Genomic DNA, 25,399 nt, shown 5'->3' on the forward strand with positions numbered 1-25,399 from the left:
GCGCTAGAGGATATCCGAAAGTTTGTATTCATAGCCATGTAAACCTTTATAATACTCAGGATACATGGGGTTTCCACAGTACTCACAACCAAATTGCGGTGGCACGGTTGGGTCACCATCATCCATTGCATCAAAATCACGAACAACACTTAGAGGTACATCCTCTGTTTCATGACACGTCAAACAAACATATTTGACGACTTCGTTCCTCTCTTGTTTCCTTCGGAAACTGTCGAGTAATGCTTTGTGATTTTTCTTTGCCTTTTTCTTTTTTGACACCTGTGAGATCTTCAATCATCCTTTCCAGACAACGCCGAGATAGATCGCAAACAGCAAAGGCGACCGTAAGTTGTCCATCTTTTAGGCAGGCTTCTCCCTTGTATTCATAGTAGCACTCACACTTTGGGCAAACCATAGGGTCTTTCCCTGCATAATTTATCATCTTCTCTCGCCATGTTCTTCGACGAAGTACATGCTTTGCTTTTACGATCCACCTTTTCACAGTTTTTTGCCACGCTGAAAGAACCTTTTTACAAAGGTTTTTCACTCTTCGGGCATACACACCATAATAACGAATCGTTTTAAATTGTTCGTCCGGAATATGTCTGATGAGGCGAGCAATAAATTCTTCTACTGTTACGGTTTCTGTTTTTTCCTGCCCATCCGTTTTATCCTTATACCGAAACGTCACAAATTGGCCGTCATATTCCTCAATCCGGCCAAGAGCGATGGCGGGTCGACGAATATATCGGCCAATATAAGCCAACTGCGCTTTTATGTTCCCTTTTTGTTTCGGAGCATGCACATAGAAGCCTTCCCCGTTAGCGGAGTAGGCCTTTTGTAGAAGGCGCTGTACTTCCTTTTTTTCCTCTTCTGTCAGAAGACGTCTAATGAGCTTTAATACAATGGTTTGCCACTGCTTTCGAAGCATCTCGAACGGAAGGAAGTCGTAGGTTTTCCATTCACCGTTCTGCTTCATCCCTCCCATTGTGACCAACAAATGTAGATGCGGATTAAAGTTAATACGTGATCCAAATGTATGCAAGCCTACGATAATGCCTGGATTTACTTTATGTTTCTTTTCAAAGTATTCTCGGATAAATCGCGCGCCTTCGTCCATAAACTCCTTTAACAGCTTGCGATGTTTGAGGAACACGTCCCGTAAGCCTTCATCGATCGTTAGGATAATATGGCGATGATTGACTTGAAATACTTCGTGTTCGAGCAACCGACTCCATTCCTCGGTTTCCCCAACAGAGCAAGTTGTGCAGAACCTCCCCTTACATCGATACGGTACCCGTCTAACATCATGACACCCTTCACATACAAATAGCTTAAACCCATTCTTTGGATTGCCACAGTTACGAAATTTCTCCACTTCTTTTCGGACAATGGGTCGTATTTTTCTACCATGCTTCTTTTCAAACCGATCCCAATGTTGATTCTCATCAAAGAAAATTTCTCTAAGAATGTTTGTCTCCATGACTCTATTTTACAAATAACTTAACAAGGATGGGTACTCCCCTTCCTCAAAATTTATACTTTCTTATCCGTCAAAAAAACCACTTGCTTCACCCAAGTGGCTTTTCCTCTCCAGTGCCTGATTCATTTTTAGAAATCAATGAGTCCCAAGCTGATTTGCAAAGACTCATTGACCCGATCCATCATCTCGTCGTCAAGATGGGTAATCTTATCAGTCAGCCTCTGTTTGTCAATGGTTCGTATTTGTTCCAACAAAATGACGGAGTCACGATCAAATCCATATGTTTTTGCGTCAATTTCCACATGCGTAGGCAGTTTTGCCTTCTGAATTTGGGCCGTAATGGCGGCGACGATGACCGTCGGACTAAATCGATTTCCAATGTCGTTCTGAATGACTAAAACAGGCCGCACGCCTCCTTGCTCAGAGCCAACGACCGGTGACAGGTCCGCGAAAAATACATCGCCACGTTTGACAATCACTGGTCACACCCCGCTAACTAAGCGGACAAGAGTATGGTCAGCCTCTTCTTCAGCGCCAAAAGCCTCCGATGCCATTTTCAGATTAATCTTCGCCATCTCCATATACCCTTTTTGCATTGTCTCGCGGATCGTACGTTTTTTACGCTCCTTCAAATACAAATGCATCGCCTGGCGAATGAACTCGCTGCGATTGGATTTCTCCTTTTGAATGACGCCATCCACTTCTTGTAGCAAGTGTTGCGGCAAACTGATCATGATGCGTTTCGTGTTTGACTTCGACAAGACAAATCCACCTCCAACCATGACCGTAACTTCCATCTACCATGCCAGTTCTTGAAAGAACAGCCAGCATGAACAATACCATTATGTCGAAACCATTGCAAAAATATACCTATCCGTACGCTTTTCAGGCAAAAAAGCCCACATTTGCGCTTAACTAATATTCGCGCTCCAATACAAAATTCCTGCTGGTTTTTGTTTGCTAGTTATTTACACTTTTCCTGGCGCGTGTTTCATCGCCAATGGATGGAACACTTCGGCCACTTCCTTGTTGCGAACATAGACGCGCGGAATCCGGTAATTCAGCATGCAGGGAACTTCGTAGTTGATCGTTCCGAGCAAAGCGGCAACCTCATCCAGCGAGATTTCCTCGTCTCCCTGCTTACCGTACAGAACGATCTCCTCATCGACCTGCCCTGCGCCCGGCTCCAGCCTGACCATGATCTGGTCCATGCAGACTCGCCCGACAATTGGATAGCGGGAACCATTGTACAACACTTCTCCCCGATTGGACAAGAGGCGGGAGTACCCGTCTGCGTATCCGATCGGCAGCGTCGCGATCCGCTCGCCAAGCTTTGCTGTGTACGTAGCGCCATAGCTGACCGTAAACGGCTCTACAGCGGTCTTTACATGCGCAATTCTGGTTTTCAGGGAAAGAGCAGGGACAAGAGGGACGTCCGCTCGCTCTTTCATGTACGGAGAAGGATACAATCCGTATAAACCTATGCCTAAACGGATCGTATCATACCCCCAATCGGGAAAAGCGATCGCTGCCGCCGTATTGCAGCAGTGAACTTTCGGCAACTTTTTCCCTTGCTCGCGCAGCGCCTGCAAAAAGGATTGAAACGTCTCGTGTTGTCGTCGCACATGGGTCGTATCCGGTTCATCCGCGCAGGCAAAGTGCGTGAAAATGCCTGTCCATTCCAGCTTGGCGCTGTTTTCAAGCGCCGCTACCACTTCGAGCAAATCATCTGTCGTCCGAACGCCCAGGCGTCCCATGCCTGTGTCGGTTTTGACGTGCACACCGACAGGGCGAAGCTCAGCCTGTTCCAGCCGCTGATTCGCTGAAACGATCCATTCCGGGCTGTACGCCGTCAGTTCTACATTCAGCCTGCTGGCTTGCTCGACCGAATCAGCCGGGGTGTACCCGAGCACCAGTATCGGCGCGTCTATGCCCGCTGTCCGCAGGATGATCGCTTCATCGAGCATCGCTACTGCCAAAGAGTCGGCACCGCTTGCCAGCGCCTCTCTGGCGACATGCACAGCGCCATGACCGTAGCCGTCTGCCTTGACGACAGCCATAATGCCCGTGCTTTTCGGCAAGTGGCCGCGGAACGTCTCGACATTGGCCCGGATGGCGTCCAAATCAACCTCAACCCAAGTGTCACGACAAAACGGTTTCATTTCTATCTCCTCTTGTTCCCTTTATGATAGTAAAACAAGCGCTCATTCAAATGGCTGAGAAACTGCCTGGAAACCATCAGCGATTCTTTTTTGCCTCCCAAACGGTAGAAATGGCGGCCTTCGTAAACTTGCTCCACTTCTGACAGCGGGTAGCTGGTTTCTTTGCCAGAGATGCTGACAATCAGGTGAGTCTTCGTCAGCTTGTACACAGGACGCATGGTCGCCTTGTACAGGAACGGTGCCAGGCCGACGACCGCAATGGCAATCGCAAAGGCAAGCACTTTGAAGGTCGTGTCATTGCTCGGAAAAAACTGGGCGAGAATCATCATGCCCAAAACGAAGGCGACAGTCTCTGCGATGCGCATACTCCAGCTTTTTCGCAACAGCATGTCCACGTAGGTCGACTCTTCCTGGTACAAAACATCGGTAGACGGTTTTTTCATCTTACAGCATGCCACCTCATTACGGTATAAGTTACCTTGAATGTATCGTGTTTTCCTGCTGCGTGTCAATTCGGGGTTTGTCCTTTTTCCTCCTGCACACGCGAGCTTACAGGGGCAAATCGGCCGACTGCGCGCGATCCCGGAGCGTTATTTTGCGTGGCGAAAGATATCTCGCCATGCAGTCCGGCCTGCCATATGCGGAGGAAGGGAGACGGAGACAGCGACAGAGACGCAAAAAGCCAGGCGAGATGTGCTCCCGCCTGACTTGTTTGCAGCGCTGTTATTGCTCGCTCGCTGTGCCTTGCTCTTCTTTTTTCAGGTCATGTTTGCGGATGGCGATTTTCTCAAAGCTGCCTTCCACCATTTTTTGCACCATGGAAGCCAGCTCCTCGCTGCGCTTGTCCGCTTGCTCCTGCGTCAGCTTGCCTGCTTCGACCGCTTCCTTCAATTTGGCTTCCTGTTCTTTTACCAGCAGGGCTACCACATCATCCACAGATACACCTTGCGCTTCCGCTACGGCTGCCAATGTCTTGCCTGCTTTCAGCTCTTCTTGCAGTTTGGCGGCGTCGAGTTTCAGCAAGGACAACAGTTCTTCGTTTTTGTCGAAGCCAAATCCAAATCCGAAGCCTTTGCCTGGTCCTTTGCCCGGATGCGTGTTTTGCACCATTTCTTTTACGCGCTCTGCTGCGTTTTCGTTCAGTTTATCGGCTTGTTCCTGTGTCAGCTTGCCTGCTTCCACTGCTTCTTTCAGCTTGGCTTCCTGCTCTTTTACCAGCAGGGCTACCACATCATCCACGGATACGCCTTGCGCTTCCGCTACGGCTGCCAATGTCTTGCCTGCTTTCAGCTCTTCTTGCAGTTTGGCGGCGTCGAGTTTCAGCAAGGACAGCAGTTCTTCGTTTTTGTCGAGGCCAAATCCGAAGCCTTTGCCTGGTCCTTTGCCCGGATGCGTGTTTTGCACCATTTCTTTTACGCGCTCTGCCGCGTTTTCGTTCATCTTATCGGCTTGTTCCTGTGTCAGCTTGCCTGCTTCGACCGCTTCTTTCAGCTTGGCTTCCTGCTGTTTGACCAACAGCGCTACGACGTCATCCACAGACACGCCTTGCGCTTCCGCTATGGCTGCCAGCGTCTTGCCTGCTTTCAGCTCTTCCTCCAGCTTGGCTGCATCCAGCTTCAGCAAGGACAACAGCTCAGTGTTTTCTTTGAAGGAGATTCCTTTCGCGAATCCGCCCGGGTGACCCAGCTTGTTGAATGCGAACTTCACCTCTGCCGGTTTGTTCAATTGCTGTGCTTGCGCCTCTGTTTGCGCTGTATCTGCTGCCAGGGCGCTGCCCAAGCTCCCGATACTCAGAACCGCTGCCATCGTGCCCAAAAGCATACCCAGTTTTGCTTTGCTAAACATATTTGCTCAACCCTTTCATCTGCTGTAGTTATGTACCGCATCTCCCTGGTACAAGTCCAAGTGTACAGGGGCTTTATTAGGATGTGTCTGAAAACTCATTATTGAGTTAGTTTAAAGATGGACGCGACATATACAAACGCTAGGAATGATTTGGCCAGCTTGTCGTAACGAGTAGCGATTCGTCGAAAATGTTTGATTTTATTGAAGAAGCACTCCACCAAGTGCCGTTCTTTATAGCGGTACCAATCCACTTTCCAAGGATTTTTATTATTCGCTTTAGGCGGGATGGTGTACGCTGCCTGCTTAGCCGTAATCCAATGCCGAATGCCTTCTGAGCCGTAGGCTTTGTCACCAACAATATGGCTTCCCGTAAGATCAAACCCTTGAAGCAAATTGATCGCTGGAACGGAATCATAGACGTGCCCCCCCGTGAGAAGAAAAGCGAGGGGATTCCCTAATCCATCGACGACGGTATGAAGTTTGGTTGTCTTTCCGCCACGGCTGACGCCTATGTGCTGATTTACTTCGTGTCCTTCTGCGTTTTTTTAGCACCCGCACTGTGTTGATGAGCTTTGACCGATGTAGAATCGATGCTCAAGTTTTCAAAGTCAGGTTCTACGTGAAGAGCTTGGAAGATGGCGACAAGTAATCCGGTATCTCTCCACTTGCAGAAGCGACTGTAGACCGTTTTCCATGAACCATAACGTTCTTCCGGCAAATCTCGCCAAGCCGCACCACTTCGGGCAATCCAAAGAATGGCATTAAACATGGTACGATTACTTAATTTGGACGGACGTCCTGTTCGATAGGGGGGGAACATGTCCTGAATTTGTTCCCACTGTTCATCGTTTATTTCGTACCGTCTTTGAATCATGCTCGTTGCTCCATTCGTTTTTCCTAAATCATACCACATTTTCTTTAGTTTTCAGACACGTCCTAGATTCCTGTTTGAGAAAAATGGAAAACTTGCGGGAAAGTCAAGGAGTATTTGTAAGAGCCAAAAGCTTCCCCTATGCACAAAAAAAGAGGACGGTCACGCCCCGTCCCCTCTCCCGTATTTTCTTTCTTATTTCCCGCCGAGACCATATGTCGACTGGGCGACATTCACCATCTCTTCTTCAGGCAAATCGCCGGCGATCGTAAATTCTACTCCGTCCAGCTCCCACGTCAGAAGTCGCGTGTTTTCACCCGTTTGCGCCAGCACCCCAACCGTAAAGCCGAGGTTGACCGGCATGCCCTGTTCATACGAGACGGATGCTTCTGTCGGACGGGCTTCAATCAGCTTGTAGTTGTAAGCTCCCTTGTAATTGAGGATGACCGTTCTCACGCCGTCGCGCGTGACAGGCTCGATATCGCCCTGTTTGACTCCTTCCGGCACATACGTTGGAACGATGACGCCAAACTGGCTGTTCGGCTGCTGGGCAACCTGTCCATTCGCCCCTGCCATGGTAGGAATCGCCGTCAACGAGCTGGTCGTCATGTTGCGATCTTTGTCAAAGGCATCCTTGTCAAATGTCGGATTGAACGAAAATTCGGTAAAGTCGATTTTCACCAGCGGCTTCATGCTCGAATCCATAATCTCTGCATGGGTAGGCTTGAAGTCTTCGGTCAGCCAAATTTTTTGCTTGGTCAGAGAGCGATTGCCGGTGTAATTGGCTTTCACCTCAAACACGTACTGCTTTTCCTCCATCTTCATCTGACGCTCCGTGTCGTCGATGATACTCTTCGCCAGCGTCTCGTACAAATACAGGGGGCCGTTGTTTTCCGGCCATCCGCTCTGGAAGCGGAAGCTCTTGTTCAGATGTGGAGTCAGTACAAATACTCCCTCGTTGTTGCGCAAAATGATCTGCGTGATTCCGCGCTGTTTGGAAGTAAGAGCTACCCGATAGTTGGTGGGCTTTTCATACCAAACCTGAACGTCGTACTCCATTGGAGTAGAGCCCGTCTGCATGGTCAAAACTGCCTGAGACTTGTACCCGCTCATTTTTCCCAGCGTCCCGTTCAGGTCACTCACCACATCTTCCGGTGTTTTCTGACCGAAGCAACCGCCGAGCAGCAACGTAAAGACCAACAATAACACCAGTGGTAAAGCTGCCCTCTTCATTCAATGAACTCCTCCTTGTCAACTTTTTCGACAAAGAAGGGCACCCCTGTCTATTTCCTGGGAAATCTGTCAGTCTTTCGCCTCTGGCCGCGCTCATCGTGTCAAAATGCTGTACTGGGTACAAAAGGACGCGATATCGCTTGATCGGCTGAAGACTTACCCTTCCTGTGTAAGAGCAGGTAGTCCCTCCTGATCTACGCGATATAAATGTATGTCCATCCTCGTCCCAATATGCAGACAAGTTTACAGCTCTTCCACAACTACCTGTGCCATGGCGTGTGTCTGACTGTGGGAAATGCTTACGTGTACGCGAACGCGCTGCGGGTCCAAACCGAGCCTGGTCAAAACGTCGCCGTCTACTCGCATCATCGGCTTGCCCGTCTCGCTCGGGGTAATTTCCATATCCAAAAAGCCGAGCGCATGGCCGATGCCTGTCCCGAGCGCTTTCGCTCCGGCTTCCTTCGCCGCAAACCTGCCCGCCACCATTTCCGCTTGTCTCGATTCCGCTTTGCCAGCCAGCAGCTTCTTTTCTGCTTCGGTCAAAAACCGTCCGATCGCCTTTTCCTGTCGCTTCATCAAGGCGGCGATCCGCTCAATTTCCACGATATCCACGCCAATGCCGATAATCATGGGACTCTCGCCCTCCCAGCTTGTAGATTCTGCTGTCACAGTACCATCCTCCTCGGCCTTTTTGCAAGCGCGGATGAAAAAACGAAAAAACCCCCGCATATAGCGAGGGTTGTTGTCCATAGCTACTACTCAGTAGCTTGACCTGCTTGTTGGCCGGATTTTTGAGCGGATTGCTGGTTTTGACGACGAACTTCCGCTACGTTTGTTTCGCTCGCGAATTCAGTCGCAGTGTTTTGCGCCTGAGCTGCTTGGTTTGCTTTGTTCAAACCGTTTTGCTTGTTTTGTTTAGGCATCGTTCCATTCACCTCCTCGACGTCACTGAATATAATTTGTACCGCCCCCCTCGCTGGTATCCATCCTCATTTTTCCAGATCGAGGCATCACAGAACGGCGCGGACGGCTGCGTCCTTTTCGGGCAGGACGGGGCATCCTATAACTGTTTTGCTGCGCAGGAAATCCGTCAGCAACCGCGAATTATGTTGTTCGACTACACTTGAGAGGAGCACCTGTATGGCTCAAACCGTTATTGTCTATACCCAAACTACGTGCGGCCCTTGCCAGGAAGAAAAAATGTGGCTGGCATCCCAAAACGTCGCTTTTGAAGACAGAGATATCCGCAAAAACGATGCGTATTTCCAGGAAGCAATCAACCTTGGCGCCAGCATGACCCCTGTTACGTTTATCGAAAAGGAAAACGGGGAGCAATTCGTCATTCACGGCTTCGACAAGGAAGAACTAAGAAAAACAGTCAGGGAAAAACGCCCTGACTGTCCTTTTTTGCGCTAGAGGATATCCGAAAGTTTGTATTCATAGCCATGTAAACCTTTATAATACTCAGGATACATGGGGTTTCCACAGTACTCACAACCAAATTGCGGTGGCACGGTTGGGTCACCATCATCCATTGCATCAAAATCACGAACAACACTTAGAGGTACATCCTCTGTTTCATGACACGTCAAACAAACATATTTGACGACTTCGTTCCTCTCTTGTTTCCTTCGGAAACTGTCGAGTAATGCTTTGTGATTTTTCTTTGCCTTTTTCTTTTTTGACACCTGTGAGATCTTCAATCATCCTTTCCAGACAACGCCGAGATAGATCGCAAACAGCAAAGGCGACCGTAAGTTGTCCATCTTTTAGGCAGGCTTCTCCCTTGTATTCATAGTAGCACTCACACTTTGGGCAAACCATAGGGTCTTTCCCTGCATAATTTATCATCTTCTCTCGCCATGTTCTTCGACGAAGTACATGCTTTGCTTTTACGATCCACCTTTTCACAGTTTTTTGCCACGCTGAAAGAACCTTTTTACAAAGGTTTTTCACTCTTCGGGCATACACACCATAATAACGAATCGTTTTAAATTGTTCGTCCGGAATATGTCTGATGAGGCGAGCAATAAATTCTTCTACTGTTACGGTTTCTGTTTTTTCCTGCCCATCCGTTTTATCCTTATACCGAAACGTCACAAATTGGCCGTCATATTCCTCAATCCGGCCAAGAGCGATGGCGGGTCGACGAATATATCGGCCAATATAAGCCAACTGCGCTTTTATGTTCCCTTTTTGTTTCGGAGCATGCACATAGAAGCCTTCCCCGTTAGCGGAGTAGGCCTTTTGTAGAAGGCGCTGTACTTCCTTTTTTTCCTCTTCTGTCAGAAGACGTCTAATGAGCTTTAATACAATGGTTTGCCACTGCTTTCGAAGCATCTCGAACGGAAGGAAGTCGTAGGTTTTCCATTCACCGTTCTGCTTCATCCCTCCCATTGTGACCAACAAATGTAGATGCGGATTAAAGTTAATACGTGATCCAAATGTATGCAAGCCTACGATAATGCCTGGATTTACTTTATGTTTCTTTTCAAAGTATTCTCGGATAAATCGCGCGCCTTCGTCCATAAACTCCTTTAACAGCTTGCGATGTTTGAGGAACACGTCCCGTAAGCCTTCATCGATCGTTAGGATAATATGGCGATGATTGACTTGAAATACTTCGTGTTCGAGCAACCGACTCCATTCCTCGGTTTCCCCAACAGAGCAAGTTGTGCAGAACCTCCCCTTACATCGATACGGTACCCGTCTAACATCATGACACCCTTCACATACAAATAGCTTAAACCCATTCTTTGGATTGCCACAGTTACGAAATTTCTCCACTTCTTTTCGGACAATGGGTCGTATTTTTCTACCATGCTTCTTTTCAAACCGATCCCAATGTTGATTCTCATCAAAGAAAATTTCTCTAAGAATGTTTGTCTCCATGACTCTATTTTACAAATAACTTAACAAGGATGGGTACTCCCCTTCCTCAAAATTTATACTTTCTTATCCGTTTAAAAAAAGCGTTGGATCTTAACTGATCCAACGCTTCCTACGACCGATCAGCCGAAGGAAGGTTCACTCTCGGCTGATTTTTGTTTGACAATCGGTGACATATCCGGCAAGTGTGACAAGATTTGCTTGACTGCAGGAGAGCATTCTGTATTAACGGAGTAAAATACCCATGGTCCCTTGCGACGCTCTTTGACCAAACCATGTGTCTTTAGCTTAGCTAAGTGCTGGGAAACAGAGGGTTGGGAAGTTTGCAGAATCTCCACGAGATCACGGACACATAACGATTGTACTTGCAAAAGAGCCATGATCGTCAAGCGCGTCTTGTCACCAAGCAGCTTATAAACCTCGGACAAAAACAAAACCTGCATCAAATCCGTTTCCATACGAACCCACCTTTGCCTTGCATATCTGTTTCCCAGTATACTATATGGCTTATAAGATGGGGAAGATATGAACGTAAAAGTTCCTTGAACACTTCTTAAACATCGCGTTGCCGCATCGCTTCGACCAGCTTGTCTGCGGTGCGCGCAGCCAGCGCCATTACTGTATTTGTCGGGTTGCTGCCACCCGATGTCACGAACGTGGAAGCGCCCGCTATGAAAAGATTGGGAATGTCGTGCGACTGCCCAAATTCATTCACAACCGATTGCGCAGGGTCGTTCCCCATCCGGCAGCCACCCATCAAATGCGCGGTATCGGAGACGACGTGCTCCGGCTTGCCGCCCATGGCTTCCATGATCCGGTTCATTTGGCCGATCGCATGCTGATAGAGTTTGCGATCGTTTTCCTGATAGCTGAAAGTGACCTTGGGCACCGGCATTCCGTACTCGTCTTTTTCCCCGCTGAGCGTGACGGCATTGTCAGGGTGAGGCAAAACTTCGCCGACAAGCGTGATTCGCCCGTACATGTTGTAGTCGAGCATCGTTTCCCGCAGTTGTTTTCCCCATAAAAAGGTCTGGTCTTCCCGCTCCGTCGCAATTGCCCCCGCCATGGAAACAGGTCTTGCCCCGTGTGCGCTCAAGGTGTACCCTCTGGCAAAGCCGCGTTCCCGGTCTGTCTCGTAAAAATGCTGGGTCAGGGCAAGCACTGGCGTCCCTTTGTACAGGCGCACTTCTTCCGGGAGGCGGCCGTAGACGTCATGGCTGGAATGCGGCATGATCGCCTTGCCTACCCAGCCGCTGGAGTTGGCCAGCCCGTCGGGAAAGCGCGAGGTCGCGGAATTGAACAGCAGCCTGGGCGTCTCCACGACAAAGCCGGCGAGGATGACGACCCGCGCCATTTGCCGATGCATCAGCCCGTTGTGCGAGAACAACACGCCGCTGACCCGGTCGCCAGCCATGAGAATTTCCGTGACCATACAGTCTGACAGCACCTCGGCCCCTTCCGCAATGGCCTTCGGAATATGGTGGATCAGGCCGCTGTATTTGGCGTTGGGCATGCATCCCTGGTTGCAAAAGCCGCGGTTGATACAGGGCGGACGTCCGTCGAACGGAGCCGACAAAATCGCCAGCGGAGCGACCACACTCTCGATCCCGAGCTTGTCGCAGCCTTCCCGGAACAACTGCGCATTCGCGCTGATCGGCTCGCGGACCGGGTAAGGGTAGGGTCCCTGAAAAGCGCCCCAAGGAAAATGGCTCGGGCCAGAAACGGCAATTTCCCGCTCGATCTTGTCGTAGTACGGGGCCAAATCGCGGTACGTGATCGGCCAGTCTTCCCCTACGCCATCTATCGTTTTCGTCATAAAATCGCTCTCGTGAAACCGCAAAAACACCCCGGTAAAATGCACCGTTCCTCCGCCGACTCCCCGGCCGGAGTTGTTGTGCCCGAGGCGCAGAGGATCGTTTCCCGCTACCAGCCTCGTCTCCTGCCAGGCCAGACGCTGCATCTCCAGTTCGTCGCTGGCAAAGTCGCGCTGCGGGTCCCAAAAAGGCCCTGCCTCCAGCACGACGACGCGCAAGCCAGCTTTTGCCAGCTCATATGCCAGCACGCCTCCTGCGGCTCCCGCTCCGACGATGCATACATCCGCTCCGTCGGCGTATTTCCTGTTTTCCATCTGCCGTGTACCGCGTTCCTGGCTATCGCCTGCGCGCTGCTCCTGCTCTTTATTCGCCATTTGCCCTCGCCTCCCATGGGTCCGTCAATCCTTTTTCCACACGCACATAACCGCGGGGATAAGCAGGCCCGCCGTAGCCGATATCTGACCAGACGAGCGGATGCGAGTAATACGCCTGCACTGTGTCATGCAGCAGCTTTTTGAAAAAATCGACGGGAGCGACCTGGCTCCATGCCTCTGTATCCTTGACGTTGCCCGTGGAGATTTGCCTCAGCACCTCCTGCTGTTCTGCGGCAGAAAGCGCGCCAAATTCCGTCCCGTACCCGGCGTGGCTCTCCGCCTCCACCCCTGCCAGTCCCAGACGGTACAGCTCTTTTTTCGGCGGAACCCCGACCTTGCGCTGCGCCTCCCCGATCGCGCTCGCCAGCGAATCGTCCAGGTGCGCGACAACAAAGGTCAGCACCTCCAGCCGATGGTCGTCGACGAGGACGCTTACGATTGCCTGCAACAGCAAAGCTTCCGCCTGCTGCAAGTACCGATGGGCAACCTGCGGCATTTTTCTGGCTCCAACGACTTGTCTCGTGTGAACGTCCCAGTTTTGATGCTGCTCCCACACGTCATAGGAAGGATAACGTCTATGCTTGGCCATCTATCTTCACCCCCAGAAAAGGGCAAGAAGCCCCAAAGCCGCGATGGCAGTAATGAGCAGAGGCAAAATGACGGGCGGGCCGACGAGGAAGTTTTGCGATTGCGAAAAGCCTCCTACCCGCTGTCTGACTCCGGCAGCATGCAAGTAAGCCCCGTACACGCCGCCGCCCATCCCGACGAACATCATCAAGGCAAACACTACGCGCAGCCATCCCGCATTTACGAACGATAAAACAATCGCCGTCACCGCAAAAATAGGCAGCTCAATGACAGGCACCCACATCGCCCAATGGCGGAAGTTTTGCCTGGAATGAAAAAGGGTGACCTGCACGGCAATCAAGACAAACGCCAGTCCCGTAAACAAAATGAGCACACGCTCTATCGGCCAGCTCTGCCACATGGAAACATCCTCCTTTTTACGCACGTTGCGCCTATTTTTCCCCTGACCGCCTCTCTTATTCCGGCAAAAAGAAAAAGCCTGCTGAGCTGTTGCATCAGCAAGCTTTTGTCATTGCTCGTTTCCCAAAACAAGCGTCAGGTACAGCCCGAGCAAAGCGATCAGCAAGGTCGGTACCGTCAGCACGATCCCCGTCCGAAAGTATTGCCCCCAGGTGATTTTGACCGCTTTGCGCCCCAGCACGTGCAGCCAGAGCAGCGTGGCGAGCGAGCCAATCGGCGTAATTTTCGGCCCCAAATCGCTTCCGATGATGTTGGCGTAGATCATCGCTTCGCGAAAGACGCCTTCCGCCTGCGTGCTGCCAATCGCCAATGCATTGAACATCACGGTAGGCAGGTTGTTCATCGCCGAAGACAAGACAGCGGCAATCAGCCCCGTCCCGAGCGTCGTCGCAAGCAAACCGTACTCCATCAGCGTATCGAGCGCCGCTTTTACCAGATCGGTCAGCCTCGCATTGTGCAAGCCCCAGACCACGACATACATCCCGATAGAAAAAATGACGACGACCCACGGCGCCTCCTGCATGATTCGGCCCATGGCAATCGCCTTGCTTTTTCGGGCGGCAAGACAGAAGACGAGGGCGGCGGAAGCAATGATAAACGACACCGGGACATGGATGGACTCGCTAATGAAAAAGCCGAGCAAAAGCACAGCGAGGATCGGCCACGCCAGGCGGAACAGTCTTGCATCACGAATGGCTTCACCGGGTTGCTTCAGTTGGGACAAATCCACGTAATGCGGGATGCTTTTGCGATAATAAAGGAATAAAACCAACAAACTCCCTGCTACGGAAAACAAGGTAGGCAAAACCATCCGCACCGCGTACTCGGCAAAGCCGATGTCAAAATAGTCGGCGGATACGATGTTGACGAGGTTGCTGACGACAAACGGCAACGAGCTGGTGTCCGCGATAAAGCCGCTGGCCATGACAAACGCCACAACCGCACCCCCGTCCAGCTTGAGTGCCCGAACCTGCGCGAGCACAATCGGAGTCAGAATCAGCGCCGTGCCGTCATTGGTGAACAGGGCCGACACCAATGTCCCGAGCAAAATGACGTAGGCGAACATCAGCCGGCCATTTCCTTTTGCCAAACGGGCCATGTGCAAGGCCGCCCATTCAAAAAAGCCGATCTCGTCCAGCAGTAGCGAAATGATGATGATGCCGACCAGCGCAAACGTGGCGTTCCAAACGATCGAGGTCACTTCGGCCACATCGTCGAGAGACACCACGCCCGTCAACAGCGCCAGCACCGCTCCCCCGACGGCGGGATAGCCGATCGACAAGCCTCTTGGCTGCCAGATGACCAGCGTCAACGTGACGATAAAAATGAACAAGGAAATCCAGACCACCTGCTATGTCTCCCCTCCATGCAAAAAAGAGCGAACCCGCAAGCGGGCCGCTCCTCTACCTTACTACAAACAGTTGTTATCCGAAACGGCCAGTAATGTAGTCTTCTGTCCGTTTGTCCCGGGGATTTTGGAAAATCGTTGGCGTCTGGTCAAACTCGACAAGCTCTCCGTTGAGGAAAAACGCCGTTTTGTCGGAGATGCGCGCCGCCTGCTGCATGTTGTGCGTAACGATGACAATCGTGTACGTGTCTTTCAGCTCCTCCAGCAACTCCTCGATTTTGGCTGTGGAGATCGGGTCGAGAGCGGATGTCGGTTCATCCATCAAAATCACCTGCGGCTGAACAGCGAGCGCCCGGGCGATACAGAGCCGTTGCTGCTGCCCGCCGGACAGCCCGGTTGCGGGCTTTTTCAACACGTCTTTCACCTCGTCCCACAGCGCTGCGGCCTTGAGGCTTGTCTCCACGATCTCGTCGAGCTTGTGGCGATCCATCAGGCCATGCAGGCGCGGTCCGTACGTGACATTGTCGTAGATGCTTTTCGGGAACGGATTCGGGTGTTGGAACACCATCCCGATATTTTTGCGCAAGCGCTCGACTTCCACGCTGGAACTGTAAATGTCTTCATCGAACACTTTTACCACGCCGGTGATTTTCGTATTTGGCACCGAGTCGTTCATCCGGTTCAGCGTTCGCAAAAACGTGGACTTCCCGCAACCGGACGGCCCGATCAGCGCGGTAATGGAATTCGGCTCAACATCGAGATTTATATTGTAGAGGGCTTGTTTGTTACCGTAGAAGAGATTTAACTCTCTCACCGAAATAACACTCATGCGTCCTTCGCTCCTTCGCGGTTGTAGCATCTGTCTTCCCAACCACTATAGCGTGCGAATGTTATGCTTTGATGTGAAGTATATTAAGTTTCCTTAAAGTTTTAAAGCCAGGTAAAGTTATGGTAAATGTTTCTGACAAACCATATACGCTCCCCATAGTACCCCCTACAATAAAGCTGAACGTTTTGTCGAATAAGGGGAGAGCATGTAATGCCGAGAAAAATACGAACATTGGGCAACACGTCGTTTCAGTACCGTTCGATTTTCACCAGATTATTTTTCGGGATTCTGACCATGGTTGTCAGCATGATGGCGATCGCCGCTTTTTTTATCAGTTATCAATCCGAGAGCACGCTCAACGAAAAGACAAAGCAGCAGCTCCACGATGCATCGAGTGCCGCCTTGCAGGAAGTGAACAGCCGCGTCCAGTCCATCATCACCGCCTTGGCTTCCTATGCTTCCACGTACAAAAACAGCAAGGTCACGAACAGTCAAAGCTTCGGCATTTTTACCGACATGGTGAACAACAATCCAACCATTTCCGAAATACAAGTCGTGACAGCAGACGGGCGGTATTTGACCTTCCCCGGCTCGCCGCTGGACAGCTCCTACGATCCGCGAACAGCCGACTGGTACAAAGGCGCCTGGGACAAGCCAAACGCATTCGTCTCGGACGTCTTTCAGTTTTCCGCCACGGAATTTCCGAAGATCGCTGTCTCCATGGCTTTGCGCAACGAGGAGGAAGAGCCTGTCGGCGTCGTCGTGGCCTTCGTCTCCGTGCCGAAGCTCAGTGAATCAATCGGACAGATCAAGCTGGGGCAAACCGGATACGCCATGATTGTCGACCAGCAAGGGAAGCTGCTCGCTCACCCGGATAAAGCCTACGCCCTGCAGCGCCCGCTCCTGACCGAGCTGCCTGTCGTCGCCAATGTCATTGCGGGCAATTCCGGCTTTGAATCGTTTCATATAAACGGCATGGACGCCTTTGCCGCCTACAAATTCGACCCGGCGCTCAAATGGGGCATGATCGTCGTGCAGTCCGTATCCGAGGTCAAACAGGAGGTGCGCCGCCTGCAGTTGACGATACTCGCGGTCTCCCTCGTCGGATTAGGCTCGTTGGCATTGCTGCTCTACTTGTACGTCCGCAAGATTATCAAGCCCGTCAAAGAGGTGCAGCAAAAAATGACGGCGTTCAGCGAAGGCGACCTGTTTCAGACGATGCACGTCCAGACCAACGACGAAATCCGCCAGCTCGCCGACAGCTTCAATCGGATGAGCGGGCAAATCCGCACCATCATCGGCAAAATCCAGCACGTGATCGCCGACGTCAAACAGGTGGCCGAGCATGTGGGCAAAGGCTCGCGACACTCTCACGCCATGCAGACAGAGGTCGTCTCCGTCACCGAGCGGCTGGCGCAAGAAATGGACAACCAGCAGGTGCAAATCGACGACATCCACGCCACGATGGCCGGAATTACAGCAGAAATGACACGCATTACACAGTCGATGGAAACAGCGGTCAGGCAAAACGAAAAGTCGCGGGAGCAGAGCGCCAAAGCGGCTACCTCGATTGATTTGCTGAAGGACAACATGCAAAAAATATCGACAGACATGAAAGCCTCCCTCCAGGCGATGGGCTCGATGCGCGAGAGCATGGACGACATCCGCGAGATTCTCGGCTGGATCTCCTCGATCTCCCAACGAACGAAGCTGCTGTCTTTCAACGCCCGCATCGAAGCATCACGAGCCGGCCAGGCGGGACTCGGCTTCGGGATCGTCGCGGACGAAATTCGCCTCCTGTCTGAACAGACAGAAGAAGCGACGGCCCGCATTCAACAAGTCATCGCTTCAGGGGAAAACCGGATGGAACGGGTGGCCGCATGTCTGGAAACGACCGATCACGCCACGGTCAACGGCATTTCGACGCTGCATCAGGCAACGGATATTTTCCAGCAAACCTTCGCCATCAGCGAAGCGCTCACCGCGCAGTTTGAAACGATCAGACATCTGGCCGAATCCATCGCAAGCCAAAGCCAGATCATCTCCCGCCGCGTGGACAGCCTGGCGGAATCCGCCCAGGAAGTCGTCTCGGGCACACAGCAAGCGGTCGCGGCCAACCAGGAAAGCCTCTCCCTCTCGGAGCAGTTCCTGCACGATTCCGAGCGGCTGGCGGGCATCGTGGAAGATTTGGAGCAGGAAATCCACTTCTTCCGGGCAGTGGAAAAGCCTTCTGCATAGAAGGCTTTTTTCTTGTACGATTGCACATCTGTAGAGAAACAGGTAGGAGAAAACGTCGGCCCCGGCAAGCTGCACGGCGCTATAGCACACCCATTCCAGACTGCGTTGCACCATGCAAAAAGCCCTCCGTTTGCGCGTCAGGCGCAAGGAAGGCATTTTTTTGTGCGGTTCAGCCAAAACGGCCGCTAATATACGCTTCGGTCTTATCGTTTTCCGGCGAGGTGAAAATTTTTGCGGTCTCGTCCATCTCGATCAGCTCCCCGAGCAAAAAGAATGCCGTTTTGTCCGAGATGCGGGCCGCCTGGTGCAGATTGTGCGTCACGATCACGATCGTGTACTCTTCCTTTAGCTGCGTGACCAGCTCTTCAATTTTCATCGTCGAGATCGGGTCGAGCGCGGAAGCCGGCTCATCCAGAAGCAAAATCGTCGGCTGCATGGCAATGGCGCGGGCGATGCACAGGCGCTGCTGCTGTCCTCCTGACAGGGAGAGCGCAGAGTCGCGCAGACGGTCTTTTACCTCGTCCCACAACGCCGCTTTGCGCAAGCTCGTCTCGACCAGCTCATCCAGCTCGCGGCGGTCTGTCATTCCGTGAAAGCGCGGAGCGAAGGCGATATTTTCATAAATCGATTTAAAAAACGGATTGGCGCGCTGAAACACCATTCCGACGATTTGCCGCAAGCTCTCGATGTTGACCTGCTGGCTGTTGATGTCAATGCCGTCGACGACGATGGAGCCTGTGACGCGGCAGGAAGGCACGAGATCGTTCATCCGGTTCAGGCTGCGCAAAAGCGTGGACTTCCCGCAGCCGGACGGCCCGATAAAGGCCGTCACCGAGTTGCGTTCAATGTCCATCGAAATATTTTTGACCGCTTGCTTATCCCCGTAGTAAACCGAGACATTGTTCGTCTGAATAATCGTATCTTGCATGGTGAGTACGGACATCGCTATCACCTCTCCTTAGTTGGAACCTGACGTCATCTTTTTGTACACCCACGTCCCGAACCAGCGGGCCGAGACGTTAAAGAGCAGCACGGCAATAATCAGCACAGCGGCAGCGCCATCCGCCACGTCGCGCGCATCCGGCGTCAGCCCTTCGCTGTTTACTTTCCAGATATGCACAGCCAGCGTTTCGGCCGGGCGGAACGGATTCAGCGGCGAAGTCGGGCTGTTCAGCGAGAAATCAGCAAAGTTCAGGTTCGGTGAAGACATCCCTGCGGTAAACAGCAAGGCAGCCGCTTCCCCGAAGACGCGTCCGGAAGCGAGAATCGCCCCCGTAATGATCCCAGGCAAAGCCGCCGGAAGAATGACGGAGACAATTGTCCGCCATTTGGTGATGCCAAGCGCCAGGCTCGCTTCTTTTTGGCTGCGCGGCACGTTGCGCAACGCATCCTCTGTCACGCGCACGAGCAGCGGCAGGTTGAAGACGGTCAGCGCGAGGGCACCGGAGAAAAGCGTATAGCCCCAGCCTGTCATGTTTACGAAGACGAGCAAGCCAAACAAACCAACGACAATGGACGGCAAAGAAGAAAGCACTTCTATACTCATGCGGATAAACTGCGTAAACTTGTTATCCGGCGCGTATTCAGCCATATAAATACCTGCTCCGATTCCAATCGGCAAGGCGATCAGCATGGTCAAGACCAGCAAATAAAACGAGTTGAACAACTGCGGACCAATCCCGCCCCCTGCATTGACGATATCTGGCGGCGAGGTCAAAAAGTCCAGGTTCAGCTTGTGCCAGCCTTGCGTCAAAATGAAGCCGAGCAAGCCAATGAGCGTGCCGATAATCAAAGCGGCAATCAACGTCAAAACGATCGTAGCAACGCGGTCCATCAGTCTCGCTCTCATCTACTTCACCAGCCTCTTTCTGCCCAAAAAGCGCAAGATCATAATGAAGACGAACGACATCAGAAGCAGCAGAAGCGCCATGGACCAGAGTGCATTGTTGTACGGGGTTCCCTGAATCGTATTCCCCATGTTCAGCGTGATGCCGCTGGTCAGCGTGCTGATCGGGTCCAAGAGACTGCCCGGAAGCTTCGTCGTGTTCCCGATGACCATCTGTACGGCGAGCGCTTCGCCAAAAGCGCGAGCCATCCCCAATACAACCGCGGTCAGGCAGCCGGGAAGCGAAGAATGCAGCACCACATTCCAGATCGTCTGCCAGCGTGTGGCTCCCAAAGCGAGAGAAGCGTTGCGCAAATCTTGCGGTACGGCTTCAATGGCGTCTGTCGCCACGCTGGTGATCGTAGGCAGGATCATCAGGGCAAGCACAAGCCCCCCTGCCAAAAGACTGAAACCAAGAACGTCAAATTGTTCGCGAATAAAAGGAACCAGAAGAGTAAGACCAACATATCCGTACACAACGGATGGAATGCCAACCAAAAGCTCGATCACCGGCTTCAACACTTTTTTGCCGAAGCCCGGAAAAATTTCCGTCATGAAAATAGCCGCCCCGATCCCGAGCGGTGCCGCGATCAACGCAGCCAAAGCCGTCACCAAAAACGATCCGAGAATGAACGGGAACACACCGTAGAGTGCAGGCTCGCCCTCCGGGTCCCATTTCACCTGTGTTAAAAATTCGCTGATACTGACGCCGTCGACAAAAAAGGTGGACAGCCCTTTTGAAGCGATGAAGTACGTAATCGACAAAACGACGATGACCAGCAAGGCCGCACAGACCATGGCAATCGTTCGGCCCGTCATGTTCTCTGTAAATTGACGTTTGTTATATGTCAGCATTTTTCGCGCAATCAGCGATTGGCGATTTGTCTCTACCCCTTCAATACGATGGTTCATGTTCTCCCTCCTAGAAAGAAAACGGCTTTCGCGCAAGCAAAATGAGGGGTAAGGCCCCTCCACCCCTCTATTTTGCTGTTGACCCGTGAGTGTCTTATTTTTGTGTTACTTTTCCTTCAGCGTCGCGTTCTACTTTCATGTCTGTGATTGGCAGGAAGCCCAGATCGACAATCGTTTTCTTTTGCACTTCTTCAGACAGGATGTAATCCAGGAACGCTTTTGCGTTACCAGTAGGCTCGCCTTTTGTGTACATGTGCTCGTATGCCCACACTGGGTATTTGTTCGTTGCGATGTTTTCTGCGTTTGCTTCCACGCCATCCAGTTTCAATGCTTTTACGGAGTCATTGAAGTAGGACAGAGCCAGGTAGCCGATTGCGCCCGGTGTTTCGGCAATGATTTTGCGAACAGTACCGGAGGAATCCTCTGTGATGCCTTCTGCTTCTTCTTTTCCGTCCAGTGCGAATTTGCTGAATGTTGCACGAGTACCGGAAGACTTCGGACGGTTCACCAGCGTGATTTTCATGTCATCGCCGCCAACTTCTTTCCAGTTGGTGATTTTGCCAGTGAAGATGTCGATCAGTTGTTGCTTGGTCAGGTTGTCTACTTTTACTTGCGGGCTAACCGCTGCTGCCATTCCGACAACGGCTACTTTATGGTCAACCAGTTCGTTTGCCGGAATGCCTTTTTTCTCTTCTGCGAAAATGTCGGAGTTACCGATTGTTGCTGCGCCGCTTGCTACCTGGCTCAGCCCTGTTCCGCTTCCCCCGCCTTGTACTTGAATTTGTACACCTTGATTTTTCGCCATAAAGTCTTTGGCCGTTTGCTCGACCAGAGGCTGCAAAGCGGTGGAACCAACTGCTGTGATCGGTTCACCGGATGTTGTTGTAGTCGAACCAGAGTTGCTTTCCGGAGCCGGGGTAGCTGGTTGTTGCTGCGCTGGTTGTTGTTGCGATGGAGCCGCACTGTTGCTGCCACATCCGGCGAGCAGTGCCCCTACAAATGTCAGCGCCATAAACATTTTGCTGAGTTTTTTCATTGGATGAAAATCCTCCTTAACAGGTTCGGTTTGTTTTTCTCTCTTACAAGTACAAACTATACAGGTCGAATGTTGTAGGATTGTGATGCGATTGTTAAGCTTTTTTAAAGATGGAGCCAACCCTGTATAAAACGAAAACAAGCCGCTTGACGAAACAGCAAAAAGGCGGCACAGCCTGGATGCTACCAGGTTGTGCCGCCTTCACTCGGCGATTGCCTGTTTAGTTGTCGCGCGTCAATGGCTCCGATACATCGACATGGCCCATCAACGATTCGACTTTTTTGCCATCTTCCAGGAAGACGATTTGCTTTACTTCCGGGAACTGAAAAAAGGTTTTCTTCAGCGCGTCCAGCGCCATCCCTTCGCCGCTTGAGCCGAGGTTGTACTGGTTTTTGCTGTCGGCATCAATCGTCAACGTGCCATCCGCAAAAGTGATGTCATGGTATCGGAAGTCTTTCCAGAGCGGAAAGTGCTCTTCTGCTTTTGTCGGCTTCTCCAAAAGCGAGAGGGTTTTCTTGTACTTTTCGATGTCTTCTGCAAAAGTGATTTCTTGTTCCTCTTTTTGCAGCTCCATCAGGTCGCCGTCGGAATAGTAGACGGTAACGACCTGTTTGTTGAGTGTCGGCTCTGCTGTCGATGGGTCAGTGTTCGTGCCAGATGGCTGTTCAACAGGTGCCGTAGGCTGCGGTGCAGGAGCCGCATTTTGTCCGCAACCAGCCATTAGCAGCACAGCCAAAGCCGCCACCCAGATCATCCGACTTTTTTTCATCGTGAAAGCCTCCCTTACTGATAAGACTGATAGTATTCACGGATAGCCGCAACGAGGGCTTTCGCGATTTTGTCCTGGAATGCAGGCGAGGTCAGCAGCGCATTTTCTTGCGGATTGGACAGGAAACCTGTCTCTGTCAACACGGCTGGCATTTTCGTGTTCTTGATAACGTAAAAGCCGCTCGCCTTGACTCCCCGATCCGGGAACTGCGTTGCTCCTTGTAGGTGCTTGTGCACCAATTGCGCAAACGTCTTGCTGTTTGCATTGTAATAGAAGGTTTCCGTACCGCCTGTCGTCGGTTTCGGGAACGAGTTGGCGTGAATGGACAAGAACAGGTCCGCCTCCAGCTCATTCGCGATTGCCACACGCTCGGACAGCTCGTAGAACACATCTGTCGTGCGCACAGGCACTACTTGAAACTCCGGATATTGCTTCAGCAAAGCGACTACTTTGTTGGCGACAGCCAGCGTGTAGTCTTTCTCGTGGTTGCCCGCCACGCCCAATGCACCTGGGTCTTTTCCGCCATGACCCGCGTCGACTACGATCAGGTAGCCTGTTTTCTTAGGCTTGGGCGTCAGCTTCACTTCAATGCCGTCTTTTGTATAGGCCAGATTATACTCGCTCTTCTGGTTCAGCTCAATCACGACACGCACGGTCTCTGGCGAAGCACTGTACTGGCTGTACCGCAGGCTTGCGATCAGCGGCTCTTCTTTTGGCTCGCTGGCTGCTGACTGCTCGTCCTCTTCGCCGGAAGAAGCTGCTTGCTTGCGCTCCTCTGACTCTCCGATACTGCCGTTTTCTTCGTTCTTTTTCAACTCTTCCACCAAATCGTCCGCCAAAGCGGTTTGCGGGAGGTCCAGCACGATGCGATGGGGGCCTGTGAGCACAAAAGAATTGGCCTGCACGGGCAGCTTCATCTCAATATGTACGCGATCCCCATCCTTTGTAACACCTGTCAGCCGATTGAGTCTTTCGATTTCAAGCAGATTCTTTTTCTTGTTCCAAGTGATCGAACCGCCTAGCTCGTCCTCTACTTGCTCAATTGGAAGAACCAGTTGACTGTCGATCGTCATGCCGCGTTCCGGGCGATTCCATACAAAGCCTTTTTGTCCGACCTGCTCCGCGACCGCATCGGCAGACACGTACATGGTGTCCGACACTTGATACAGCTTGATCGCTTTTTCAGGAGCACGGCCGTTCAGCGTAACCTGTGGCGTTTCGTTAGCAATGACGGTGCGGGAGCTGTTGTCCCACCCTACAGTGATCCCGAGCGATTCCCCGACAAACCGCAGAGGGAGCAGCATGCGCTGCTGGGAGATGACAGGCGGCGTATCCAGCTTTACCTGCTTGCCGTTCAATAGCGCTGTGCGCGAGTCCAATGTGAGGGAAAGCTGCGTCGTACCCCGTGTAATCACCGCTGTCCGCTTCGCTTCGTTCCAGGCGACATCCGCGCCCAAACCTTCTGCGATGACACGCACGGGAACCAATGTCCGCCCGCTCTTGATGACTGGTGGCACGTCCGGGGTCACTGCTTGTCCACCGATCATCAGGTTGACGGCTTCCTCAGTTGCACTACTTGCCGCAGCCGCCCAACCGGGGATAAGCAGCAGGACCAGCAGCGCCAGAAGCAGAGGGTAAAATCGTCTTTTCATCCTGACCTCCTCCGTGATGTCTGTTCTGTTGTGTGGCGTTAGACCATTGTGCAACGTTCACCATTCTATTAGACGCGTCAACATCTGTAAAGTTTATAGTCTTTTCGTACCAAAAAGACAAAAGACTGCTCCTTTTTGACAAAGAAGCAGTCCAGAAAACCAAGAAAGTTGTCGATTAGCGAAACAACCCGCGCCGTTCTCGTCTGCTCACTTCTTCTACAGGCGCTTTCAGCATGTTCAAGCCGCCGTTGGCGATAAACTGTTGAATCATCGACAGGACGGCCGGATTGGACAGCACTTTGATGGAATCGGCCACCTTCGGATTTTTCAGTTGCGGGATAGCCCCGCTCAAATGCGGCAGCAATGGCAGCAAATCCTCAATGGAAATCGCAGGCTTTGCTTTCTCAGGGACGGACTGCACGGGAATCGGACGCCGGCGCGGTCCAAACAGAATGCTGCGCCGCGGCCCCTGATTGGGAGCGGCCTTCAGCCTTCCGAGCGTATCCTTCATGTCCTGCAGTTCTTGCTTCATCTGGCTCATCTCGCGCATCACCTGAGCATTGCTCACATTGTGCGCATCCGCCAGCTTGTTCATCGTCTCTATCAGTTGCCCCTGGGCACCGGCCTGTTTCTTTTTCTTTCTCGTTTTGGCAGCGATAATCCCACCTCCCTCCTGGTAAGCCCCCCTTTATTTAAAGCGCTTTTTCAGGCTGTCGATGTCTTTGGCGTTGACGCCTTTTTTGGAAAGCTTGTTCAGCAGGCTGCCGACGTTTTCTGTCTTGGACATATGCCGAAACTGCGCCACATATCCGTTCAGTTCCTTATCCGTGAAGTTTTTACCGGCTTTTTTGCCCAAATCGCGGATGACTTCCTTCAAGCCTGCATCCGTCTTCAGCTTATCCTTGGGAATTGACCTTACAATACTGAGCAGTTTGCCAATATCCACAGCGATCCCCCCTGGTTGCAGTTTGTTCCTTTTTACTCTATGTAGCCAGGAGCACAATGGATTGGT

The 25,399-nt window shown here is 51.8% G+C and carries 27 protein-coding genes; 2 read left to right on the forward strand and 25 right to left on the reverse strand.

Features of this window, described 5'->3' with window-relative positions; all coding sequences use genetic code 11:
• Positions 1 to 169: 169 nt before the first annotated feature.
• The 10 genes from BA6348_RS26205 to BA6348_RS26250 form a co-directional block, all read right to left on the reverse strand.
• A complete protein-coding gene (locus BA6348_RS26205) occupies positions 170 to 1,483 on the reverse strand; it encodes an IS91 family transposase (RefSeq protein WP_081494728.1) in 1,314 nt (437 codons plus the stop codon).
• 128 nt (positions 1,484 to 1,611) lie between these two features.
• Positions 1,612 to 1,962 (reverse strand): type II toxin-antitoxin system PemK/MazF family toxin, encoded by a 351-nt coding sequence (locus BA6348_RS26210; RefSeq protein ID WP_005830205.1) that lies wholly within the window; start codon positions 1,960 to 1,962, stop codon positions 1,612 to 1,614.
• 3 nt (positions 1,963 to 1,965) lie between these two features.
• Complete coding sequence (locus tag BA6348_RS26215) at positions 1,966 to 2,265, reverse strand: CopG family ribbon-helix-helix protein (protein ID WP_025845698.1); 300 nt, start codon at positions 2,263 to 2,265, stop codon at positions 1,966 to 1,968.
• A gap of 186 nt (positions 2,266 to 2,451) precedes the next feature.
• Entirely contained in the window at positions 2,452 to 3,645 is a 1,194-nt protein-coding gene (alr, locus tag BA6348_RS26220) for an alanine racemase (protein ID WP_005830200.1), read from the reverse strand.
• A gap of 2 nt (positions 3,646 to 3,647) precedes the next feature.
• Positions 3,648 to 4,088, reverse strand: coding sequence for a hypothetical protein (locus tag BA6348_RS26225; RefSeq protein WP_005830198.1), 441 nt, complete (start codon positions 4,086 to 4,088; stop codon positions 3,648 to 3,650).
• A 280-nt stretch (positions 4,089 to 4,368) separates the two neighbouring features.
• The gene (locus tag BA6348_RS26230) at positions 4,369 to 5,490 is read right to left on the reverse strand and encodes a coiled-coil domain-containing protein (RefSeq protein WP_122953518.1); all 1,122 of its coding nucleotides are present in this window, start codon (positions 5,488 to 5,490) and stop codon (positions 4,369 to 4,371) included.
• 98 nt (positions 5,491 to 5,588) lie between these two features.
• Positions 5,589 to 6,364 (reverse strand): IS5 family transposase gene (locus tag BA6348_RS26235; protein WP_170206163.1). Its coding sequence is split into 2 segments (ribosomal slippage): positions 5,589 to 6,037 and positions 6,037 to 6,364, totalling 777 coding nucleotides; the frame shifts between segments, so codons are not numbered across the junction.
• A gap of 192 nt (positions 6,365 to 6,556) precedes the next feature.
• Positions 6,557 to 7,594 (reverse strand): outer membrane lipoprotein-sorting protein, encoded by a 1,038-nt coding sequence (locus tag BA6348_RS26240; RefSeq protein WP_005830195.1) that lies wholly within the window; start codon positions 7,592 to 7,594, stop codon positions 6,557 to 6,559.
• A 243-nt stretch (positions 7,595 to 7,837) separates the two neighbouring features.
• On the reverse strand, positions 7,838 to 8,224 hold the full coding sequence (acpS, locus tag BA6348_RS26245) for a holo-ACP synthase (RefSeq protein ID WP_007776935.1): 387 nt from the start codon (positions 8,222 to 8,224) through the stop codon (positions 7,838 to 7,840).
• Positions 8,225 to 8,349: 125 nt separating this feature from the next.
• Positions 8,350 to 8,517, reverse strand: coding sequence for a gamma-type small acid-soluble spore protein (locus BA6348_RS26250; RefSeq protein ID WP_005830192.1), 168 nt, complete (start codon positions 8,515 to 8,517; stop codon positions 8,350 to 8,352).
• Between the two features lie 217 nt (positions 8,518 to 8,734).
• On the opposite strand from BA6348_RS26250, the gene BA6348_RS26255 reads away from it, so the two are divergent.
• Complete coding sequence (locus BA6348_RS26255; protein ID WP_005830191.1) at positions 8,735 to 9,010, forward strand: glutaredoxin family protein; 276 nt, start codon at positions 8,735 to 8,737, stop codon at positions 9,008 to 9,010.
• Between the two features lie 162 nt (positions 9,011 to 9,172).
• Here BA6348_RS26255 and BA6348_RS26265 read toward each other — a convergent pair whose 3' ends face one another.
• The 7 genes from BA6348_RS26265 to pstB (BA6348_RS26295) all read right to left on the reverse strand — a co-directional run bounded on the left by BA6348_RS26265 (position 9,173) and on the right by pstB (BA6348_RS26295) (position 15,895).
• Complete coding sequence (locus BA6348_RS26265; protein ID WP_081494728.1) at positions 9,173 to 10,486, reverse strand: IS91 family transposase; 1,314 nt, start codon at positions 10,484 to 10,486, stop codon at positions 9,173 to 9,175.
• A 119-nt stretch (positions 10,487 to 10,605) separates the two neighbouring features.
• On the reverse strand, positions 10,606 to 10,941 hold the full coding sequence (locus tag BA6348_RS26270) for an ArsR/SmtB family transcription factor (RefSeq protein ID WP_005836907.1): 336 nt from the start codon (positions 10,939 to 10,941) through the stop codon (positions 10,606 to 10,608).
• A gap of 95 nt (positions 10,942 to 11,036) precedes the next feature.
• Positions 11,037 to 12,611 (reverse strand): GMC family oxidoreductase, encoded by a 1,575-nt coding sequence (locus BA6348_RS26275; RefSeq protein ID WP_026558267.1) that lies wholly within the window; start codon positions 12,609 to 12,611, stop codon positions 11,037 to 11,039.
• A 49-nt stretch (positions 12,612 to 12,660) separates the two neighbouring features.
• On the reverse strand, positions 12,661 to 13,260 hold the full coding sequence (locus BA6348_RS26280; protein WP_025845705.1) for a gluconate 2-dehydrogenase subunit 3 family protein: 600 nt from the start codon (positions 13,258 to 13,260) through the stop codon (positions 12,661 to 12,663).
• 6 nt (positions 13,261 to 13,266) lie between these two features.
• On the reverse strand, positions 13,267 to 13,659 hold the full coding sequence (locus BA6348_RS26285) for a hypothetical protein (RefSeq protein WP_005834680.1): 393 nt from the start codon (positions 13,657 to 13,659) through the stop codon (positions 13,267 to 13,269).
• Between the two features lie 108 nt (positions 13,660 to 13,767).
• Complete coding sequence (locus BA6348_RS26290; RefSeq protein WP_025845707.1) at positions 13,768 to 15,066, reverse strand: arsenic transporter; 1,299 nt, start codon at positions 15,064 to 15,066, stop codon at positions 13,768 to 13,770.
• Between the two features lie 76 nt (positions 15,067 to 15,142).
• Positions 15,143 to 15,895 carry a phosphate ABC transporter ATP-binding protein PstB gene (gene pstB, locus BA6348_RS26295; RefSeq protein WP_005834683.1) on the reverse strand — a complete coding sequence of 251 codons (753 nt, stop codon included), beginning with the start codon at positions 15,893 to 15,895 and terminating at the stop codon, positions 15,143 to 15,145.
• A gap of 210 nt (positions 15,896 to 16,105) precedes the next feature.
• On the opposite strand from pstB (BA6348_RS26295), the gene BA6348_RS26300 reads away from it, so the two are divergent.
• Positions 16,106 to 18,133, forward strand: coding sequence for a methyl-accepting chemotaxis protein (locus tag BA6348_RS26300; RefSeq protein ID WP_005834685.1), 2,028 nt, complete (start codon positions 16,106 to 16,108; stop codon positions 18,131 to 18,133).
• A 169-nt stretch (positions 18,134 to 18,302) separates the two neighbouring features.
• On the opposite strand, the gene pstB (BA6348_RS26305) is transcribed toward BA6348_RS26300, so the two are convergent.
• From pstB (BA6348_RS26305) to BA6348_RS26340, 8 genes are all read right to left on the reverse strand, one after another.
• Positions 18,303 to 19,076, reverse strand: coding sequence for a phosphate ABC transporter ATP-binding protein PstB (pstB, locus tag BA6348_RS26305; protein ID WP_007776906.1), 774 nt, complete (start codon positions 19,074 to 19,076; stop codon positions 18,303 to 18,305).
• Between the two features lie 15 nt (positions 19,077 to 19,091).
• On the reverse strand, positions 19,092 to 19,982 hold the full coding sequence (gene pstA, locus BA6348_RS26310) for a phosphate ABC transporter permease PstA (protein WP_007776903.1): 891 nt from the start codon (positions 19,980 to 19,982) through the stop codon (positions 19,092 to 19,094).
• A complete protein-coding gene (gene pstC, locus BA6348_RS26315; RefSeq protein WP_005835479.1) occupies positions 19,983 to 20,930 on the reverse strand; it encodes a phosphate ABC transporter permease subunit PstC in 948 nt (315 codons plus the stop codon).
• Between the two features lie 94 nt (positions 20,931 to 21,024).
• Positions 21,025 to 21,966, reverse strand: coding sequence for a phosphate ABC transporter substrate-binding protein (locus BA6348_RS26320; RefSeq protein ID WP_005835481.1), 942 nt, complete (start codon positions 21,964 to 21,966; stop codon positions 21,025 to 21,027).
• A gap of 220 nt (positions 21,967 to 22,186) precedes the next feature.
• The gene (locus BA6348_RS26325) at positions 22,187 to 22,735 is read right to left on the reverse strand and encodes a GerMN domain-containing protein (RefSeq protein WP_007776898.1); all 549 of its coding nucleotides are present in this window, start codon (positions 22,733 to 22,735) and stop codon (positions 22,187 to 22,189) included.
• Positions 22,736 to 22,749: 14 nt separating this feature from the next.
• Positions 22,750 to 24,387, reverse strand: a complete 1,638-nt coding sequence (locus tag BA6348_RS26330) for an N-acetylmuramoyl-L-alanine amidase family protein (protein ID WP_005835486.1) — start codon at positions 24,385 to 24,387, stop codon at positions 22,750 to 22,752.
• A gap of 175 nt (positions 24,388 to 24,562) precedes the next feature.
• The gene (locus tag BA6348_RS26335; protein WP_005835488.1) at positions 24,563 to 24,982 is read right to left on the reverse strand and encodes a hypothetical protein; all 420 of its coding nucleotides are present in this window, start codon (positions 24,980 to 24,982) and stop codon (positions 24,563 to 24,565) included.
• A 93-nt stretch (positions 24,983 to 25,075) separates the two neighbouring features.
• The gene (locus BA6348_RS26340) at positions 25,076 to 25,333 is read right to left on the reverse strand and encodes a hypothetical protein (RefSeq protein ID WP_005835490.1); all 258 of its coding nucleotides are present in this window, start codon (positions 25,331 to 25,333) and stop codon (positions 25,076 to 25,078) included.
• Positions 25,334 to 25,399: the final 66 nt, after the last annotated feature.

This window comes from Brevibacillus agri, assembly GCF_004117055.1.
Classification (GTDB): domain Bacteria; phylum Bacillota; class Bacilli; order Brevibacillales; family Brevibacillaceae; genus Brevibacillus; species Brevibacillus agri.

Excerpts from the sequence above, each read along its gene's own strand:
- BA6348_RS26330 (WP_005835486.1), bottom strand. The coding sequence starts at position 24,387 with ATGAAAAGACGATTTTACCCTCTGCTTCTGGCGCTGCTGGTCCTGCTG.
- BA6348_RS26240 (WP_005830195.1), bottom strand. The coding sequence starts at position 7,594 with ATGAAGAGGGCAGCTTTACCACTGGTGTTATTGTTGGTCTTTACGTTG.
- BA6348_RS26270 (WP_005836907.1), bottom strand. The coding sequence starts at position 10,941 with ATGGAAACGGATTTGATGCAGGTTTTGTTTTTGTCCGAGGTTTATAAG.
- BA6348_RS26205 (WP_081494728.1), bottom strand. The coding sequence starts at position 1,483 with ATGGAGACAAACATTCTTAGAGAAATTTTCTTTGATGAGAATCAACAT.
- BA6348_RS26250 (WP_005830192.1), bottom strand. The coding sequence starts at position 8,517 with ATGCCTAAACAAAACAAGCAAAACGGTTTGAACAAAGCAAACCAAGCA.
- pstB (WP_005834683.1), bottom strand. The coding sequence starts at position 15,895 with ATGAGTGTTATTTCGGTGAGAGAGTTAAATCTCTTCTACGGTAACAAA.
- BA6348_RS26335 (WP_005835488.1), bottom strand. The coding sequence starts at position 24,982 with ATGAACAAGCTGGCGGATGCGCACAATGTGAGCAATGCTCAGGTGATG.
- BA6348_RS26300 (WP_005834685.1), top strand. The coding sequence starts at position 16,106 with ATGCCGAGAAAAATACGAACATTGGGCAACACGTCGTTTCAGTACCGT.
- pstA (WP_007776903.1), bottom strand. The coding sequence starts at position 19,982 with ATGAGAGCGAGACTGATGGACCGCGTTGCTACGATCGTTTTGACGTTG.
- BA6348_RS26225 (WP_005830198.1), bottom strand. The coding sequence starts at position 4,088 with ATGAAAAAACCGTCTACCGATGTTTTGTACCAGGAAGAGTCGACCTAC.
- BA6348_RS26255 (WP_005830191.1), top strand. The coding sequence starts at position 8,735 with ATGGCTCAAACCGTTATTGTCTATACCCAAACTACGTGCGGCCCTTGC.
- alr (WP_005830200.1), bottom strand. The coding sequence starts at position 3,645 with ATGAAACCGTTTTGTCGTGACACTTGGGTTGAGGTTGATTTGGACGCC.
- BA6348_RS26325 (WP_007776898.1), bottom strand. The coding sequence starts at position 22,735 with ATGAAAAAAAGTCGGATGATCTGGGTGGCGGCTTTGGCTGTGCTGCTA.
- BA6348_RS26215 (WP_025845698.1), bottom strand. The coding sequence starts at position 2,265 with ATGGTTGGAGGTGGATTTGTCTTGTCGAAGTCAAACACGAAACGCATC.
- acpS (WP_007776935.1), bottom strand. The coding sequence starts at position 8,224 with ATGATTATCGGCATTGGCGTGGATATCGTGGAAATTGAGCGGATCGCC.
- BA6348_RS26275 (WP_026558267.1), bottom strand. The coding sequence starts at position 12,611 with ATGGAAAACAGGAAATACGCCGACGGAGCGGATGTATGCATCGTCGGA.
- pstC (WP_005835479.1), bottom strand. The coding sequence starts at position 20,930 with ATGAACCATCGTATTGAAGGGGTAGAGACAAATCGCCAATCGCTGATT.
- BA6348_RS26230 (WP_122953518.1), bottom strand. The coding sequence starts at position 5,490 with ATGTTTAGCAAAGCAAAACTGGGTATGCTTTTGGGCACGATGGCAGCG.
- BA6348_RS26320 (WP_005835481.1), bottom strand. The coding sequence starts at position 21,966 with ATGAAAAAACTCAGCAAAATGTTTATGGCGCTGACATTTGTAGGGGCA.
- BA6348_RS26285 (WP_005834680.1), bottom strand. The coding sequence starts at position 13,659 with ATGTGGCAGAGCTGGCCGATAGAGCGTGTGCTCATTTTGTTTACGGGA.
- BA6348_RS26280 (WP_025845705.1), bottom strand. The coding sequence starts at position 13,260 with ATGGCCAAGCATAGACGTTATCCTTCCTATGACGTGTGGGAGCAGCAT.
- BA6348_RS26265 (WP_081494728.1), bottom strand. The coding sequence starts at position 10,486 with ATGGAGACAAACATTCTTAGAGAAATTTTCTTTGATGAGAATCAACAT.
- pstB (WP_007776906.1), bottom strand. The coding sequence starts at position 19,076 with ATGTCCGTACTCACCATGCAAGATACGATTATTCAGACGAACAATGTC.